Origin of the sequence: Bacillus sp. 7_6_55CFAA_CT2 (assembly GCF_000238655.1) — a bacterium.
Lineage (GTDB): Bacteria > Bacillota > Bacilli > Bacillales > Bacillaceae_G > Bacillus_A > Bacillus_A cereus.
This window is the reverse complement of the sequence record NZ_JH414708.1, coordinates 398,515-417,171: the sequence shown is the minus strand read 5'-3', so window position 1 is coordinate 417,171 and position 18,657 is coordinate 398,515. Positions and strand designations below refer to the sequence as shown.

The window sequence follows — 18,657 nt, the reverse complement described above, 5'->3', positions numbered from 1 at the left end:
CTTTTTTTTCTTACTTTGAACTGCGTATTGCTTCATTTTTTCAATCGTCTTCACAAAACCTTCTTTTGATTTAATACGAATGCCACGTTTCAATTTCGCACGTTCATAGCTCTCAAGCTTTTTCATATCAATTTGAAAGAAAGAATGGATCGCATTATCATTTTTTGGAACACCTTTGAAAATTTGTAATATCCCTTCCTCTGAAACACCAAAATACCCGCTCGTTTTCAATAACGGAGAAATATCATCAACTTTCTTTTGCAATACAATTTGTACATCATCACGATCAACGAGCTGCCATTCTTTATACTGCTGTAAAAACTTTTCTAAATCCGTCACTTTTTCTGTAAGTATTTCTTCGCTTACTTCGCCATCAACATACATACGCTCTAATAAAATTGTAACCTCAGGTTCTTTTTTCGTTACTTCTGGTACTGGCCCTTCCGCCTTCACATTCGTTTCATAAACGAAACAAAACATCATAACGAAAGCTTGCATCGCAATCAGTATCCATTTCATTTCCGTTCACCTCTTTTAGGCAAGATCATACTTTCATTAGTAGTTTTTCCGGAAATGGGGGTTTTATCCATATTACATTTCTTTCGAAAATATAAAAAATGCAGATAAGGATTCACCTCATCTGCATGTATTATTTACTTTTATATAAAATGAAAGACGCCTGCAAAGCAGGCGTCTTGATGCGTTTACGGCGAGAGACCAGGCGACCACATTCGCGTGTTTAGCACTTAAGCATATCTCTCGTCTTACGTAAATTAGCTCATCGCTTTGCTAATATAACATTAATAAAGTATAAGTGCAACATGTTTATAAAAATATTTTATTTCCTCTTTCATCCAAATAAATCAAACGCAAATTATAAATTGATAAATGCAATATATATATTACAATAAACATAACAGCGAAATCATCATAAACGGGAGATAGATATTATGAAACAAATAAAGGATGAACGTCTCATTCTGCAAACGTTAAAAAACATACGTATTGTCTTTCTTTTTCAATCACTTGGTATAATCGGTGTTTTAGGCTATATCGGATTCACTGAAGGAATAGATCAAATTACGAAATCTCCATTATGGCTAGTATTTATTCTTACGAGTATGATCCTTAGTTATTTACAGTTAAGTGTTTCAATCGATGTAGAAGAAGGCGAAAAGGAAATAAAGTTAACTCCTTATTATAAACTTGTCTTCCGCTCCCTTATTGTAGGAATCGTTATGGCTATTATTTATATCATTTTCAGTCCAGAAAGACCTCTATTTGAAGCTATTTTAACAGATAGTATTCTTTTCATCTGCTTTTTAGTTTCTTATTCCGTTAGTTATTTTATTAAAAAACGTCGTTTACAAGACAACGATGAATAAAGAGGAAGGGCTCCCCCTTCCTCTTTTGTTTTGCTATCGCACTGTACCAGTTAAACCGTAACGAATGTCTCGGAACATATTCACTATGTCACGATTAAAATCGTTTGTAACTGTACCGTTACGTAGACGCGTACTCATTGCATCGACACGAGTAAACATATCATTTCTTACAGAAACATATACGTTTCTGTTTCCAACTTCATTTGCAACAGCTTGACGAATTTCGTTCGCCATCGCCGTTTCATTTGTCACTGTGTTACGTGGTTTTACCGCAATCGCTACATCGTTTCCATATACAACTGTAGACACACGGTCTACGTTATTCATACGTTTCACACGATTTGTTATTCTTTCAGCTGTTTTACCATCATTGTTAATGTATGAATTGTTCATTGTAATATTACGAGTTGGATGCGGATTAGCAATTTGTCCATTGTAATTTACATCACGGTAATAATTGTATCCTGTATCGTTACGACCATTTCTATATGTTACATAATCTGTATAACGATCATTACGCGTCACATTATCACGATACTGATGTGTATCATTATAAGATGTACGCTCGTAATTGTAGTTACGTCCATCCATTGCATTGTTTTTTGGTGTACCACATGCAGCTAATGCACTAGTAACTAACAAAGAAGCAGCAATCACTTTTACTTTCGTATTCAATACAAAAACCCCCTCTGTTAGAATGAGCTTCTCTACTGAAAAGCTCCCTCTTATGATGAGTAACAGAGAAGGTTTTTACACTGTTAATATTTCACTGGGAATTTTCTAGCACTTCATAAAAAAACTGCCTTTTCTTAATTAACAGGAATGCAAAAAAGGCGGGAATACTCCCGCCTTTTTAAACTTCTTCTTCGTCCTCTTCTTCTGAAACGGGCTCTCCAAATACATTTGGTGGATCTGGTTGATAATACATCGTTCCTGGCTGTGGTGCATATGCAGACTGAGTTGGTTGATAATATAAAGGATTCGCATATTGCGGGCCGTCTGGTTGTGGACTATATAGTCTACTTTCTCCTCCGCATCCACAATCTTCCTCACCCTGCACAAGCGGCGGCATGTTATTATCCATTGGCATCATATTCGGGTTTGGCATAGACGTATGTTGCGGTCCAAACGGCGCTCCTTGCTGATATGGCATTTGATATGGATTTGGTTGTTGATAATACGGATTCGGCGGCATCATGGGCATTTGATAGGGCATCATATTTGGTGGTTGATTGTTATCCATAATCGGCATCATATTCGGCATTTGATTGTTATCCATAATTGGCATCATATTCGGCATTTGATTGTTATCCATGATTGGCATCATATTCGGCATTTGGTTATTATCCATAATTGGCATTATATTCGGCATTTGATTGTTATCCATAATTGGCATCATATTCGGCATTTGATTGTTATCCATGATTGGCATCATATTCGGTGGTTGATTGTTATCCATAATTGGCATCATATTCGGTGGTTGGTTGTTATCCATGATCGGCATTATATTTGGCATTTGAATATTTGGCGGTATGACTTGTGGAATAACTACATTTTCTTTCGATACATTTGGCGATACTATATTTCCTACATTCTCTTTCTTCACTTGTGGTGACACTATATTTCCTACATTCTCTTTCTTCACTTGTGGTGACACTATATTCCCTACATTTTCTTTTTTCACTTGCGGCGACACTATATTTCCTACATTTTCTTTTTTCACTTGCGGCGACACTATATTTCCTACATTTTCTTTTTTCACTTGTGGTGACACTATATTCCCTACATTCTCTTTCTTCACTTGCGGCGACACTATATTTCCTACATTTTCTTTTTTCACTTGCGGCGACACTATATTCCCTACATTTTCTTTTTTCACTTGCGGCGATATTATATTATTTTTTTCGTTTGCGAAGAAATGATATTGTTAGGTTTCATTTTACTAATTTGAGGAGCAATTAACTCGCTTCCTTTTTTTATTACATCTGAAATTTTATATTCTTTTTTCGGTTTTATTGGTGGTTGTGGCGGCTGCGGTAATACATTTACCGAAAACTTCGTGTTTTCTTTTTCCGCCGGTTTTTGTTTTTCTATCACAGGTGGTTTTTGAATAACAGACGGTTTTTCTTTTTGAATTGGCTGTTCTTTTTGCACCTCTTTTTGCGGTTTCACCTGTACTTCTTTTTGCGGCTTTACCTGCATCTCCTTCTGTGGTTTCACCTGTACTTCTTTTTGTGGCTTTACTTGCATCTCTTTCTGCGGTTTTACTTGCACTTCTTTTTGTGTTTGTTGCATAGCTGGCTGCTGTGTAATTGGTGCTGATTGATACGTAACTTCTTCCTCATCTTCTATTCCAAGCGGAGTTGGTGTTGCTGCAAATTCTTTTTGCTGCACTTCTTTTACGTATTGCTTTGGAGGCGCTGAACCTGCTCCAGCCTGTTGTTTCATGTGAACACTCTTTGATGGCACTTTAATTTTCATACCTGGCATGATTAAATCTGGATTACTAAGTTGTGTATTTGTTTTTTTCAACGTGTCAAAATCCACTCCGTACTTTTTCGCAATTTTCCAAAGGGTATCCCCTTTTTGCACGATATGAATTTTCAAATTTTCCCCCTCCTGTATAACTTATCTATAAGTAACAAATCTCTTGAAGTAACTCTTTCTAAATAACATTAACTTCTTTTCACTTTTATCACTTCTTCGATTTTCAATATCATTCGAAGTGGAATAAGCATAAAGAACCACAATGATTTCTTCAAAACAATGTATGCCCATTTCGTTCTCGTTATGATTATATGTATGAAAAAAAGCAACGGGAATACCGTTGCTTTACACACGCTCTAACATACGATTTAATGCAAGAACTGCTTCTGCCGTTACTTGTTTGTCTACGCTAATAACGTTAATTTCTTCTCCTCTTTCTATCGTTTCAAGTGTCCATAATAAGTGAGGCAGATCAATTCGATTCATCGTTAAGCACGGACACATAAATGGATTAAGCGAAACAATTTCTTTATCTGGATGTTGCTTAATAATTCGATTTACTAAATTCATTTCTGTACCAATCGCCCATTTGCTACCAGATGGCGCTGATTCAATCATATCAATAATATATTTCGTTGAGCCTGCATAATCTGAAGCAGCTACAACTTCATAGCAACATTCTGGATGTACAATAATATTCATATCCGGATGATTTTTTCGTACACTCTCAATATTCTTCATTGTAAAATTTTGATGAACAGAACAATGTCCTTTCCATAAAATCACTTGAATTTCTTCTATATCCCCATCGTACTCTAATGAATCTGTGTGTGGGTCCCATACTGCCATTTTATCTAACGGGATACCTAGATCGTGCGCTGTATTTCTCCCTAAATGTTGGTCTGGTAAAAAGACGAGACGTTCTTTTTGAGTAAACGCCCAAGATACCATTTGCTTTGCATTAGAAGAAGTTACTGTTGCTCCTCCGTTACGACCACAAAACGCTTTAATTGCAGCTGTAGAGTTCACATATGTTAACGGAATCATCGTATCTCCAAATAATTTAGTGAGCTCTGTCCATGCTCTTTCTGTTTGTTCAATATCTGCCATATCCGCCATCGAACAACCTGCACGCATATCTGGTAAGATGACAACTTGATCATCTGTCGTCAACATATCTGCTGTTTCCGCCATAAAGTGTACCCCGCAAAACACAATGTATTTTGCGTCTTTATTGCTCGCTGCAACTTGCGCAAGTTGAAGTGAATCCCCTGCTGCATCTGAAAATTGTACCACTTCATCTTTTTGATAATGATGCCCTGGAATGAATAACATTTTCCCCATTTTCTCTTTAATTTCACGAACACGCTTTTCCATATCTTCCGTTGACATTGTGTAATAACGCTCTGGTAACATCGTTTCAATCGGCTGTACTTTTTCTAAAATACTCATATACGTTTCTCCCCCTCTAAGCCACTTTCCTTACTCTTCAATATTGAAACTAATATCAAGTGCTTTCACTGAATGTGTTAACGCTCCAAGTGAAATATAATCTACCCCTGTTTTTCCGTATTTCGATAAATCTTCAATTGTGATGCCCCCTGAAGCTTCCGTAACGATGGCACTTGGTACAATCTTTGAAAACTCCCGGATTTCATCTGGCGTACGATTATCGAACATAATAATATCCGCACCAGCAGCGACAGCCTCTCTCACCTGTTCCTCAGTTTCTGTTTCCACTTCTACCTTCACCATATGTCCTAACTTTTCTTTTACTGATGTAACAGCTTTTGTAATAGAACCAGCAAAAGCAATATGATTGTCTTTAATCATGACACCATCATATAAACCGAAGCGATGATTAAATCCACCGCCGCACACGACTGCATACTTATCAAACATACGTAGTCCTGGCATCGTTTTTCGCGTATCACAAATGCGAGTATGACTACTATCTAAAGCAAGAACCGCTTTACGCGTCATCGTCGCTATTCCACTCATACGCTGAATAACGTTTAATATAACGCGCTCTGCTGTTAATAACGATGCGATTGGACCTTGCACTGTTGCAATAATTTCTCCTTTTTCTACAAGATCCCCATCTTTTTTATGAAGCTCTATTTCAATTCTCTCATCAATTAATTTAAATCCTGATTCAATTACTAAACATCCTGCAAAGACCCCTGTATCCTTCGCAAGAAACGTTCCTTTCGAAAGCAAGTTATCTGGAAAAATAAGCTGAGATGTTACATCTCTTTCTCCTATATCTTCTAAAAAAAATCGGTTTAATGCTTCTTTAACTTTTATCGTGTTCATAAAGCCCCTCTTCCCCTCATCACACAAGTTGTAGTTTTCTCTTTACTCGAACAATCTCTTTCTTTCCTATATTTCTATCTGGATAATCACTCCGGTAATGCCCGCCAATACTTTCTTCTCTTTGCAAGGCTGACACAACTATAAGCTCACAAACCGTTAACATATTAATAAGCGTTATCTCTTCATTCGTAAGAACATCATGTTGTAATATCATATTTCGAACACCATACTTACTAAACCATCTCTTCGCATAAGATAAACTTTGCTCTGTTCGCACAATCCCAACATATTTCATCATGCATTTTTGTATTTCTTCTTTCGTCGGTAAATGATTCAGAACGATAAACTTTTCTTCCTTTTCAGCTAGCATGTTCACCTTTTCTTTTGTCTCTCTAGATAAAATGTGTCGTCCGATTCTTTTTCCAAACACAAGACCTTCTAATAATGAATTACTCGCTAATCTATTTGCACCATGAACTCCGTTACAAGCTACTTCACCGACTGCGTATAAGTTCGGAATAGACGTCTCTCCATCACAGTTCGTTTTCACGCCGCCCATGTGAAAATGAGTACCAGGCACGACTGGAATAAGTTTTTTATTTATATCGACTCCATTTGTTTTACATATCGATGACACGGTCGGAAAGCGTTGTTCAAAGTTTTGAATCATTTCGATGTTTAAGTACACTTTTTCACCCGCAAGTAGCTGTTCATGAATAGCCCGTGCGACTACATCACGAGGTGCTAGATCCTGTTCGGAATGTATATCCATCATAAAACGCTGCCCTTTTCCATTTATAAGGACAGCTCCTTCTCCGCGAACAGCTTCGGACACGAGGCCGGAACAACGCCCACCCGCGTATAACATCGTCGGATGAAATTGTATAAACTCTAAATCTACAAGCTCTCCGCCTGCACGGTACACCATTGCAAGTCCATCGCCTGTAATCGTCTCATCATTAGAAGTAAAGGCGTATAAACCGCCAATACCGCCTGAAGCTAACACCGTACAATCTGCATTGTAACGTTTCAATTCTCCTTTATTGTTGCGAGTTAAAGCCCCCACACATTTATCTTTTTCTATAATAAAATCGAGCACCATTTCCTGTTCCACTACCGTAACGTATGGAGCTACTTCTTGAATAAGATGCTCTAATAAATTCTTTCCTGTTGCATCGCCACCTGCATGTAAAATACGACGTTTTCGATGCGCTCCTTCTTTTCCAAGATGAGGACCTGTTTCATCTCCATCAAATTTCATTCCTCTTTCAATAAGGTTATTAATTTCTTTCGGTCCCTCCTCGACTAAATAACGGACCACTTCTTCATTGTTATAATGACACCCTGCTACTAATGTATCTTCAAAATGATCATTAGGATTGTCATATGTAGCTACCGCTGCGGCAATTCCACCTTGAGCTAAATGTGTATTATTATTACGTTTCGTCTCCTTTGTGATAATAATCACATTCTTTTCGTGACAAATCTCTTTTGCAACACGAAGTGCCGCAACACCACTTCCAATAATTAAGACATCTGCACTTGGCATAATTGTTGCCTCCTACTTTACACTTTTCAACTGTCTTGACACCTATATTTACATAGTTTTAAAATAATGACAAGAGTTTTTTTATAATTCTTATTTTCACTACCATTTAAAAAGTAAAAGAACTGTAACTCTTACTAGAGAGAGGAACTTACATGATGATATATCTTGACTATGCAGCTACTACACCTATGAGCGAGGAAGCGTTACAAACATATATGAAAGCAGCGTCGCAATACTTCGGAAATGAACAAAGTTTACATGATATTGGAGGAACAGCTGCTTCTTTATTACAAGTTTGCCGAAAAACATTTGCGGAAATGATTGGGGGAAAAGAACAAGGAGTATTTTTCACAAGTGGCGGATCGGAATCAAACTATCTTGCGATTCAATCACTTCTAAATGCCCGAACTAAGAAGCATATTATTACGACACCTATGGAACATGCATCCATTCGAAGTTATTTTCAATCTCTAAAATCAAAAGGCTATACGATCACTGAAATTCCTGTTGATAAAAGCGGACTCCTTTGTTTAGTAGATTTAGAGGCAGCTATTACAGAAGATACTGTGCTAGCAAGTATACAGCATGGAAACTCTGAAATCGGAACCGTTCAAAACATTACAGAAATCGGGGCACTTTTAAAAAAATATAATGTTTTATTTCATACAGATTGTGTGCAAACGTTTGGTAAACTGCCTATCCATGTTTTTGAGATGGGCATTGATAGTCTTTCTGTTTCAGCACATAAAATATACGGACCAAAAGGTGTCGGCGCTTGCTACATAAATCCGCAATCTCGCTGGGAGCAAGTATTTCCGGGAACTTCTCACGAAAAAGGATTTCGCCCAGGTACAGTGAACGTTCCCGGCATCGCATCTTTTTTAACAGCTGCTGAAAATATATTAAAAACTCAATGGGAAGAAAGTTTACGTTTTAAAGAGTTACGCTCCTACTTTTTAGGGCAAATACAAACACTTCCGCTAGAAATTGAAGTAGAAGGTCATTCTACTTCTTGTTTACCACATATTGTTGGGGTTACAATAAAAGGAATAGAAGGTCAATATACTATGCTAGAATGTAATCGCCATGGTATCGCTATTTCCACCGGAAGTGCTTGCCAAGTCGGTAAACAAGAACCTTCGAAAACTATGCTTGCAATTGGAAAAACGTATGAAGAGGCCAAACAATATGTCCGCTTCTCTTTCGGACAACAAACAACGAAAGATCAAATTGATACTACTATTCATGCACTACACACAATTGGAAATCAATTTTATAGAGGTGTTAAATCATAATGAAACAAAATGACCAAAAAAAGATTTTAGGCGAAGAAAGACGACAGCTTATCCTTCAGTGGCTTCTCGCTGCAAATGAGCCGTTATCTGGGAATGAACTATCGAAGAAGACAAACGTAAGTAGACAAGTTATCGTGCAAGATATTTCCTTGCTTAAAGCACGAAACGAACCAATTATTGCGACTGCCCAAGGCTATTTATATTTAAAACCACAAGAGAAACAACAAGCTTTTGAACGCGTAATCGTATGCCAGCACAAACCAGCAGAAGTACGTCAAGAACTTACAATGCTTGTTGACCATGGCGTTACGATTAAAGATGTAAAAGTTGAGCATCCTGTATACGGTGACTTAACAGCATCCATCATGGTAAGCAATCGCTTTGATGTAGAGCAATATTTACAAAAAATCGAAAACACAAATGCTTCCTATCTTTCACAACTAACAGATGGTATTCACTTACATACAATTGAGGCAGATTCTAAAGAAAAGTTAGATGCTGCTTGTGAGGCGTTAGATAAAGCAGGATTTCTCGTTTATTAATGTAAGGCACAGAGTTTTTATCATTCTCTGTGCTTTTTTAATGCTATAATATTGTAATCAATCGTAAAGGAGATCAAATATGGGAATTGAACTCGTTCACTTTAGCATTGGCAAACCGAAACAAATGAAATATGGCGAAGATAAAGAAATGATAACAGGTATATGTAAAGACCCTACAGAAGAGGCCTTTCTCTCAAAAGACGGATTTCGTGGTGATGACGTAGCGGATTTAAAACATCACGGCGGTCCTGATCGTGCTGTTTGTGTGTACCCACACGAGCATTACGCACTATGGGAAGAGGAATTTCAAACTACGCTTCCAGCTTCCACATTTGGCGAAAACATTACCGTAACAAATATGTTAGAGCGTGATGTTTGCATCGGAGATACATATCAACTAGGTGAAACAATCATTCAAGTGACACAAGCAAGAGTACCTTGTAGCACAATTTCAAAACGTCTTGGCATCCCTGGCATACTGCCACGCATTGTAGCAACTGGATTTACAGGCTACCTATGCCGCGTTCTTCAAGAAGGTACTGTACGTAAAGATTCTAAAATTACATTACTAGAACGTCAACCGAGCAATGTTTCTGTCTTGTTCTCTAACGAAATTTATTTTCATAATAGAAAAGATAAAGATGGTATTGAAAAAATTCTTGCCGTTCCAGAACTAGCTGATATTTGGCGTGGTCAGTTAGAAGATCGTCTTGCGAAGTTAAAATAAAGAATCACACCAGGTAAAACAGTATTGAGTCCATCATACCAGATGGACTCTTTTTATTTTCTCTTCCTTCACGTCCAAACATATAAAAATATATTTCATATTATATATGGACAACCTTTAATTCTTATATGTGAAGGGAGTGATTAATTATGGCGGATTACTTCTTAAAAAATGGAAAAAAATATTATAAGAAAAATGATCGTCCATGTAATTCTTCAAATTCAGATTCAAATAACTGTTTTATACAGAACTATACTATTTTCGGTACGGGAAATACCCCTCAAGATCTTGATATAACAACTGGAATTCCTCGAACTGTATTTGAAAACTTCACTAAAAATCATAATAAGACACTTATTAAATTTAGTTTCAGTCCTGCATTTGCAACAACGATTAGATTAACAATCGCAAGATTAAACCATCGCTCTCCACTTACATTTACCTTAACACCAGGAGATATTAAAACATTTTTAGTAGAAGATGTTGAGAGTATTACTTTCTCAGATACTGTAGCTCCATCTACACTCAATCTATTAATACAACAAACGAATTGTATTTGCTGCAGTAATTCGAACAATGATGAATCCTATTATTATAATAGTTGTAATGATGCGTACTAAAAACCCGACAAAAGAGTTATCTATTCCTAACAGAAGCCATCCTAAATATCTTTTAGGACGGCTTCTTTATTTTGCTAGCTTAATTAATCACTTACTTCAATAGAATCGATAGCTTACTCTACCTCAAACCGAGAAACAGCTTTTCATTTCAAACAACTTTAACAACAGCTCCCCTCTACAACCAATAAGAAGAATAACTCCCCAGCACAGTAACAGAAAAACCGAGTGCTTCAAGTTCCATCGTTACGCCTGGCAATAATACGTCATCGTATGCTTTATCAACATCGATTAAGAAAAAGTAATTTCCAAGACCTGTTTTCATCGGACGCGATTCGATTTTTGATAAGTTTAATTTTCTCCATGCGAAAGCTGATAACACTTGATATAGGGCACCTGCATAATCTGCAGGTAACGTTATCATAAGCGTCGTTTTCTCTCCGCGATTCTCTCCGTTATTCGGGAGTACTGCTTTCTTTTTCTTATGGAGTACCAAGAAACGTGTGTGATTATTTTTATGCGTATGAATACTACGTCTCACAATTGTTAATCCGTATTTTTCTGCAGCCGCTTCATTTGCAATAGCGGCAATTTTCTCTTCAGGATGTTCTTTCACATATTGCGCAGCAGCACTTGTAGATGTCATATCTCGAACAGTTACTCCTTTTAATTCTTCATTTAAAAATTTATGGCACTGTGCAATGGCATGCGGATGAGAATGCACTGCATATACTTCATCCCACACTTCTGCATACTCCGGATGTACAAGTAAATGCTGCTGAATTGGTACTGTAATTTCTCCTACAATGGAAAGCGGCTGCTCATGTACAAGGTAATCAACCGTTATATTCACTGAACCTTCTATTGCATTTTCTAACGGTACAACTGCGAAGTCTACATTTTCATTTGCAGCTGCATCTATACAATCTGGAATCGTTCGATACGGTACATGCTCTGCTTCCGGAAAAAAACGACTCACCGCCATATTTGTAAATGTTGCTTCTGGTCCTAAATATCCTACTCGAATCATCGTCTTTTCCCCTCTTTTTCATTTTCTTACTGTTATACCATACTTTTTTATATTCTTCTATGTAAATTTCGAATATTTAAAAAAGACTAGCATTCGCTAGTCTAAATGTTTCTTATATTCTCTTTGAGCGAAGAAGAAATAAATGATACATGCTGCGATATAAAACAGAATGAACAAACCTACTTTTCTTAATGATCCATCCATAAAAAGCGTATTATGAAACGTATATAACGCAACTGCACTATGCATACTCCCTACTATAATTGGCGCAAAAAATAGCATACATAATTGCCAACGAGAAATTTTCCATACTTCTTCCTTCGTCATTCCAAGTTTAGAGAGTGCACCATACTGCTTTCGGTCCGATGCAATATTATGGAACCATTTAAAATACACGATACTACATGAAGTAAGAAAGAATAATATACTAATAAATGAGCCTACAAATAGAGTAATATCACCGCCTTCTTTCATATTTACATACAACTCCATATTGCTTCGAAATGCATTATTATTATCTTGTTTCATATGTTTCCGTAAATCTTCATTTAATTTCTTCGTCTTTTCGATATTTGGTAATGTGTAGCCTCTATATATCATTGTTTCAGAATCAGGAACCTGATTTGCTATACTATCAAAATCTTCATCATTCATAACAAAGAACAGACCATTAATGTACGAAGGGTGATGGTTAAATTGAACCCCTTCTTTCTGACCGTTAAATACGAATTGATATGGTTGATTCATTACTTGCAATTGAATCTCTTTTTGATTATATACATTCGAATTATTGTATTTATTATAATAAACGAGTGTCACTGTACCTTTTTTAGGTCGATACGTTTTCTGTTTTTGTTTCCTTGCTTCTTGGTTATATTCACTTTCTTTTATAAGCGGTACTATTGTTGTTTCTCCTTTACTAGACTGAAAGGATGCATACACTCCAACAAAACTCATATATTGAAAATCGTCATACCCATATTGATGCAGTAATTTTTCAACCGCACCTTCCTCAAAGACTTCATGAGTAGAAATACCTTTTTCTATGTACGAAAACGAGTGTACCCCTCCAGTTCGCCACATATCTTGCATGCTAGAAAAATATAAGAACACCGTACCTGTTGCTGTAACTACAAACGTCGTTGCCATAGACATCAGAAAGAAAAAGCGACCATTTTCCTTCATTCGATGTGACAATTGATTCACTATAAATAAATACGGATATGTATACATAATCTTTTTATTTCGCTTTATTATTTCTAACATTTGGGTAGCTCCATGTGTAAAAGAAAAGTACGTTCCAAAAAAGACAAGTATAGACACAGGGAAAAAGTATATCGCTATCGTAGCCATCGTCACTTGTAGCGCCAATGCATACCCGCCCACTAAACAAGCAAAACCGAATAAACAGAGCCACTTTGATGTTTTCTTCTCTTTTTTATCTGTTCGAAATTCTTTCAATAACCGAATGATTTTTATATTCCATATACGTAAAGCACTTATAAAAGATAACAAAATAAAAACGACCATATATGTAATAAATGTTACACCAATCGCCCTTACGTCAAATATGACAGGGAGTTCTTTCGGAAGCCCCAGTAACATACTAAATACCATAAAAAAGAGTTTTAAAAATATCATACCAAGCCCAATACCGAAAATATTCGCGAAGACCCCGATTAAAATTTGCTCGGTCATAATCACTCCTATTACGTTAGACTTCGTTGCTCCCATTAACATATATAACCCTAATTCTTTCTTACGTGCTTCTATGAAAATAGAAGTAGAGTACAAAATAAATATGACGAAAAAAGAAATGATTATAACATTACATATAATAAGTCCCCAGCGTACGTTTTGATACCACATCGTCTCTTGCATATATGGATGCACAATGACAGACATATATGCGTAAGAAGCAAATATTGCAAAACAACTACTTAAGAAAAACACTTTATAATTACGCCAATTTCCTTTTATATTTTGCAGCGCTAGTTGCCGAATGTTCATCTATCGTCCTCCTGTAACTTACTACATAGGCAAAAAGCTAGAGGTTCCCCTAGCTTTTTACGTGTTTTAAATATCCTCTTTGCGCGATCATAAAGTAAATGGCAGAAGCTAAAATGTATGCTCCAATTACAAGCGCACCTGATTTCCACAAATTAATATAAAGCATTTTTCCTAACGTATGAAGAGCAAATCCACTATGAATGGAACCGATTAAAATTGGGATAAAGAAGATAACTCCCATTTGTCGAATCGCAATTTTGCGAATTTCTTTATCTGTCATACCAATTCTCTTTAACGATTTAAATTGAATACGATCTTGTTCTTTATCGTTAAACCATTTAAAGTATGTCATACTACAAGCGAAGAAGAAGAACAGTACCGCTACGAAGAAACCGATGAACATTGTAATTGCTCCACCTTCTCTTATATCCTTATACGCAAACACTGAATTTCTCAATTCCCCTTGCTTTTCTGGTACAATTTCATTTTTCAAATCTAATACAAGATTTTCTGTACTTTTCCAATCCTCAATATAATAACCGTAATATTTCGTCTTTTCTTCATCTGGTACGAGTTTTGCATATTTCTCAAAATCTTGTTCATTTACAATGAGATATTCACTATCATTAAAAACAGAATACTGCGTTGGATTATTTAATTGAACAGACTGCTTTTGTCCGTCAATTATAAATTCATACGGTTTCGTACGATCTATCTTCATCAGTTCATTTGACATATCAACCATAACCATCGTTGCACTACCTGGTGCATTATGAACTTCTGTAGGTTGCTCTCTCTTTTGTTTGCGCACTTCTGCATTATATTCTTTTTCTGAAATAATCGTCATCGGTACTTCATGTTCACTATTAAACAACGTTATTTTCTGTGTTGCCGGTAGTTTAACGTATGTTACTTTTCGCGCATCTTCAAACCCGTGTCTCTTCACAAGCTCCTGTACCTTTTCTTCATTAATAAGGTTATGCGTATTTAACCCCTTTTCCTCATATGAAATAGCATGTGGTGTAAGTTCTACCGTTTTCGCACTCATATTTTCAAAATATACGTACAGTGTACCCACCGCTGAAGATACTACCGCCGTAATGATAGAAATTACAAATAGAAAACGAGCATTATCTTTCATTTTATAAATAAGGTTGCTAAGGACGAACATATTTGGGTACGTATAAAAAGATTGCTTTCTTTTTTGTAATGCTTTTAATACAACTGTACTACCTTGTGTAAATAGTAAATACGTTCCGCCAATTGTCAGTCCTACCACCGGTAAAAAGAGGATGAGGAAATTCAGAAACGTTACTTGGAAGCTAAGTACATATGCAACAATAATACATCCTATACCAACTACACATAACCATGTAAATGCAAACGGCTCTACTTTTTGCTTTCTTGCCTCTCTTAATAAATCAATAATTTGCAAGCGTCCTACTGTCCAAACACTAAACAATGATAGGATTAAAAATAGAATAAAGTATACACCAGCTGTAATAAGAACTGCTTTACTATTCCAAACAAGTGGAAGTGTCTTATCTATTTTTAATAATACGCTTAACGCTTGGAAAAATAATTTTGAACAAAGCATCCCAACCCCAATACCAACTACAATTGCAATACTACCTAACATCAGTTGCTCTAATATAATCATTCGGCCGAGCTGCAATTTCGTTCCGCCTATTAATGTTAGTAGACCAAACTCTTTTTTTCTTGCTCGTAAAAACGTTGAATTTGCATATAAAATAAAGAGTGCCGAGAAGATGACCACAATATAATTCATCGATTCTAATCCTTTTGTGATCATCTTTCTCATACTAATATTACCGCTTACGACATCTGGATGATAAATAAAAGAAGCATACATGAAAAATACGACAATCGATAAACAACTACTTATAAGAAACGCTTTATAGTTACGCCAATTTCCTTTTACGTTATTAAGCGCGAGCTGGCGAAAGTTCATGATATTCTCCTCCTAGCATCGCAAGTACGTCCAGAATTTCTTGGAAAAAGGCTTGTTTCGTTCTTCCTTTATGTATTTCCGAGAAAATTTCTCCATCGCGTATGAAAAGGATACGTTCACAATAACTAGCCGCTACTGGATCGTGCGTAACCATTGCAATCGTTACTTTCTTTTGCTCGTGTAAATCTTGCAGAGCGCCCATTAGCGATTTTGCTGACTTCGAGTCTAAGTTTCCAGTTGGCTCATCTGCTAAAATTAACGTCGGTTCATGAATGATTGCTCTCGCTGCTGCTGCACGTTGTTGTTGTCCCCCAGATACTTCGTATACTTTTTTATTTAAAATTTCTTCGATGTTTAAAAACTTCGCAATTTCCAGTACTTTCGCATCGATTTCATTTACAGATTTCTTCGCCATTACAAGTGGTAAAATAATGTTTTCTTTAATGGATAACGTATCAAGTAAATTAAAATCTTGGAAGATGAACCCTAAATGTGTACGGCGAAACTCCGCTAATTTTGCAGCACGCATTTGATTAATTTCTTCACCATTTACAAGCACATGACCTGAAGTTTGCTTATCAATTGTTGCTAATAAATTTAAAAGCGTCGTTTTCCCACTTCCTGAAGGACCCATAATCCCTACAAATTCGCCTTCTTCTATTTTAAAATTTATATCGTTTAAAGCAGTCGTCGCTACTGAACCTTTTGATTGGTACACCTTCGTTAATCCTTTTACTTCAAGAACACTCATTTCTAATCCCCCTACGTGTTTTCTTCTTACATTTACTATAAGAAAAATAAGAAAAAGAAACGAGTGATTTCCCTTACAAAACGTTTTGTTATCTTACAGTTTTGTCATTTTTCTCATCAATGTATGATATTCTTCATCTTTTGCAAATTGGAACGTGAATGTTGTCCCTTCTCCTTCAGCCGATTGGACATACATTCCATGATGTAAATTATCGCAAATTTCCTTCGTAATATATAAGCCCATCCCAGTCGCTTCTCTCGTTTTACGTCCATTTATTCCCGTAAAAAATGGATCAAATATGCGCTTTACGTCTTGCTCTGGAATACCAATTCCATTGTCCTTAATATGTAATAACACCTTTTGATTTTTCTCTTCAATTTGAAATTGAATTTCTTTTTTCTCTGCCGCTGAAATTTTTGTATACTTGATTGCGTTTACAACAATTTGACCTATAGCAATACTCAGCCATTTTCTATCAGATGCAACCATACAAGTATCTTCTTCAAACATCACTTTCGGAAATACAGACGATTGAATAAAGGATTTCCGATTTTCATTAATAATCCCTCGCACGACATCTATAACATTTACTACTTCTACCTTATAATCTTTCGCAAACTGCTCTAGTCTTGCCATATGTAACGCTAAATCTAAACCATTTAGTATACGGTTATTTTCTTCACGAATACTTTCAACTGTTGCCCTTGCCTCACGATGCTCTTTGCCAAACTTTTGCAGCAATAATTCAATAACAGATACTGGTGTTTTCATTTGGTGAATCCATTGGTTCATAAATATCATTTGCTGTTGCTCTTTCGCATGCTGTTTATGAACTTCATTCATATATTGCTGTCTTAATAACGTAAAAGATTCAACGACCATTTCTTGCTCTGATGTATAAGATTCATCAATAAGTAAAGAGTCATGTAATGTATTTCCACCAGTAACATACTTTTCGATCCTCTTTAAAAACACACTCCGTTTTCGGTAATCGTAAATGAGGTATACAGTAAACACAACTGTTCCTAATAAAAGTCCATATAACCACGTACTCCAATCAATGGATTTCTTTTCTAAAAGACTTTGCAGCTGTAAAACGAGCCCAAATAAACAAAGGCTAACAATATAAGAAAGAATTAAAGAAAAGCGGTCCATAAGGTAATTTTTAACCTTCATGCCCTTCGCCCCACTCCGTAAAAAGCGCATAACCATATCCACGTTTCGTTACAATTGCATTTTTAATGCCTAACTCCTCTAGTTTCTTCCTTACACGCTTTACATTTACGGTTAATGTATTATCATCCACAAATGCTACTTCATCCCATAGAGCTTCTAACAGTTCTTCGCGCGTTACATATTGATTCACCTGTTTCATTAAACACTCTAATAAGTAAAACTCATTTTTTGTCAGTTCAGTTTGTTGTCCTTGCCACTCAACAATATGCTGAGACGGGAATAACAACAGTCCATTTACACCTAAACAATCACTCTCAGCGGCAGAAGCATACTCTCCGTAACCACGGCGAAGTGCACTCTTCACCTTTGCCATTACGATATCTAAATGGAATGGCTTCGTAATATAATCATCGCCGCCATTTTCAATCGCCATTACTTGATCCATTTCTCCTGTTCTTGCAGAAACAAAAATAATTGGTGCATTCGATACAGTACGAATTTGACGACACCAATAAAAACCGTCAAAGTACGGTAAATTAATATCAAGTAACACGAGATGAGGATTCACTTTTACAAACTCATCTTTTATTTGACGTAAATCACTTGCTCTAAATGATTGATAGCCATATCTTTCTAAATGCTCTTCTAATATTCCCGCGATTTTCTCATCATCTTCTACAATTAATATTTTATACATGTTCATTTTCTCCCCATAAAAAAATTCTTCTAAAACCACTCCCCTTTTTATTATAAATTGAAAATTTAATTAGTGGGGATTTTTTCCTATATAAATCCGATTT

17 protein-coding genes and 1 pseudogene are annotated in these 18,657 nt (G+C 36.2%); 5 read left to right on the top strand and 13 right to left on the bottom strand.

The window, feature by feature from the left end; genetic code table 11:
• Window positions 1–519, bottom strand: a 519-nt coding sequence (locus HMPREF1014_RS02290; protein ID WP_000871173.1) for a BofC C-terminal domain-containing protein, incomplete at its 3' end; no start/stop codon positions are given.
• 431 nt (window positions 520–950) lie between these two features.
• On the opposite strand from HMPREF1014_RS02290, the gene HMPREF1014_RS02285 reads away from it, so the two are divergent.
• Window positions 951–1,385 (top strand): hypothetical protein, encoded by a 435-nt coding sequence (locus HMPREF1014_RS02285; RefSeq protein ID WP_000809471.1) that lies wholly within the window; start codon window positions 951–953, stop codon window positions 1,383–1,385.
• Between the two features lie 33 nt (window positions 1,386–1,418).
• Here HMPREF1014_RS02285 and HMPREF1014_RS02280 read toward each other — a convergent pair whose 3' ends face one another.
• The 6 genes and pseudogenes from HMPREF1014_RS02280 to nadB all read right to left on the bottom strand — a co-directional run bounded on the left by HMPREF1014_RS02280 (window position 1,419) and on the right by nadB (window position 7,737).
• Window positions 1,419–2,060, bottom strand: coding sequence for a YhcN/YlaJ family sporulation lipoprotein (locus tag HMPREF1014_RS02280; protein WP_001093542.1), 642 nt, complete (start codon window positions 2,058–2,060; stop codon window positions 1,419–1,421).
• 178 nt (window positions 2,061–2,238) lie between these two features.
• Window positions 2,239–3,264 carry a hypothetical protein gene (locus HMPREF1014_RS32545; protein WP_496204228.1) on the bottom strand — a complete coding sequence of 342 codons (1,026 nt, stop codon included), beginning with the start codon at window positions 3,262–3,264 and terminating at the stop codon, window positions 2,239–2,241.
• 571 nt (window positions 3,265–3,835) lie between these two features.
• Window positions 3,836–3,992, bottom strand: a pseudogene (safA, locus tag HMPREF1014_RS32540) (SafA/ExsA family spore coat assembly protein); the annotation flags it as partial.
• A gap of 225 nt (window positions 3,993–4,217) precedes the next feature.
• A complete protein-coding gene (nadA, locus tag HMPREF1014_RS02270) occupies window positions 4,218–5,324 on the bottom strand; it encodes a quinolinate synthase NadA (RefSeq protein ID WP_000025304.1) in 1,107 nt (368 codons plus the stop codon).
• A gap of 30 nt (window positions 5,325–5,354) precedes the next feature.
• Complete coding sequence (nadC, locus tag HMPREF1014_RS02265; RefSeq protein ID WP_001092207.1) at window positions 5,355–6,188, bottom strand: carboxylating nicotinate-nucleotide diphosphorylase; 834 nt, start codon at window positions 6,186–6,188, stop codon at window positions 5,355–5,357.
• Window positions 6,189–6,207: 19 nt separating this feature from the next.
• Window positions 6,208–7,737, bottom strand: a complete 1,530-nt coding sequence (gene nadB, locus HMPREF1014_RS02260; protein ID WP_001138536.1) for an L-aspartate oxidase — start codon at window positions 7,735–7,737, stop codon at window positions 6,208–6,210.
• A 152-nt stretch (window positions 7,738–7,889) separates the two neighbouring features.
• On the opposite strand from nadB, the gene HMPREF1014_RS02255 reads away from it, so the two are divergent.
• The 4 genes from HMPREF1014_RS02255 (at window position 7,890) to HMPREF1014_RS02240 (ending at window position 10,921) form a co-directional block, all read left to right on the top strand.
• Window positions 7,890–9,032: an IscS subfamily cysteine desulfurase gene (locus HMPREF1014_RS02255; RefSeq protein WP_000973759.1), complete on the top strand. Its 1,143-nt coding sequence runs from the start codon at window positions 7,890–7,892 to the stop codon at window positions 9,030–9,032.
• Entirely contained in the window at window positions 9,032–9,574 is a 543-nt protein-coding gene (locus tag HMPREF1014_RS02250; RefSeq protein ID WP_000812240.1) for a transcription repressor NadR, read from the top strand. Before HMPREF1014_RS02255 ends, HMPREF1014_RS02250 begins: the two co-directional genes overlap by 1 nt.
• Window positions 9,575–9,653: 79 nt before the next feature.
• Entirely contained in the window at window positions 9,654–10,301 is a 648-nt protein-coding gene (locus HMPREF1014_RS02245; protein ID WP_000510668.1) for an MOSC domain-containing protein, read from the top strand.
• A gap of 149 nt (window positions 10,302–10,450) precedes the next feature.
• Window positions 10,451–10,921, top strand: coding sequence for a hypothetical protein (locus HMPREF1014_RS02240; RefSeq protein WP_000796370.1), 471 nt, complete (start codon window positions 10,451–10,453; stop codon window positions 10,919–10,921).
• Between the two features lie 175 nt (window positions 10,922–11,096).
• Here the strand turns inward: HMPREF1014_RS02240 and pheA are convergent, their stop codons facing one another.
• The 6 genes from pheA to HMPREF1014_RS02210 form a co-directional block, all read right to left on the bottom strand.
• Window positions 11,097–11,948, bottom strand: a complete 852-nt coding sequence (pheA, locus tag HMPREF1014_RS02235; RefSeq protein WP_000621698.1) for a prephenate dehydratase — start codon at window positions 11,946–11,948, stop codon at window positions 11,097–11,099.
• Between the two features lie 96 nt (window positions 11,949–12,044).
• Window positions 12,045–13,958: an ABC transporter permease gene (locus HMPREF1014_RS02230; protein ID WP_001026365.1), complete on the bottom strand. Its 1,914-nt coding sequence runs from the start codon at window positions 13,956–13,958 to the stop codon at window positions 12,045–12,047.
• A gap of 49 nt (window positions 13,959–14,007) precedes the next feature.
• Window positions 14,008–15,930: an ABC transporter permease gene (locus HMPREF1014_RS02225; protein ID WP_001011406.1), complete on the bottom strand. Its 1,923-nt coding sequence runs from the start codon at window positions 15,928–15,930 to the stop codon at window positions 14,008–14,010.
• Entirely contained in the window at window positions 15,905–16,681 is a 777-nt protein-coding gene (locus HMPREF1014_RS02220; RefSeq protein WP_000114529.1) for an ABC transporter ATP-binding protein, read from the bottom strand. Before HMPREF1014_RS02220 ends, HMPREF1014_RS02225 begins: the two co-directional genes overlap by 26 nt.
• Window positions 16,682–16,774: 93 nt before the next feature.
• A complete protein-coding gene (locus tag HMPREF1014_RS02215) occupies window positions 16,775–17,857 on the bottom strand; it encodes a HAMP domain-containing histidine kinase (protein WP_000865401.1) in 1,083 nt (360 codons plus the stop codon).
• Entirely contained in the window at window positions 17,847–18,554 is a 708-nt protein-coding gene (locus HMPREF1014_RS02210; protein ID WP_001986640.1) for a response regulator transcription factor, read from the bottom strand. Before HMPREF1014_RS02210 ends, HMPREF1014_RS02215 begins: the two co-directional genes overlap by 11 nt.
• Between the last annotated feature and the right edge of the window lie 103 nt (window positions 18,555–18,657).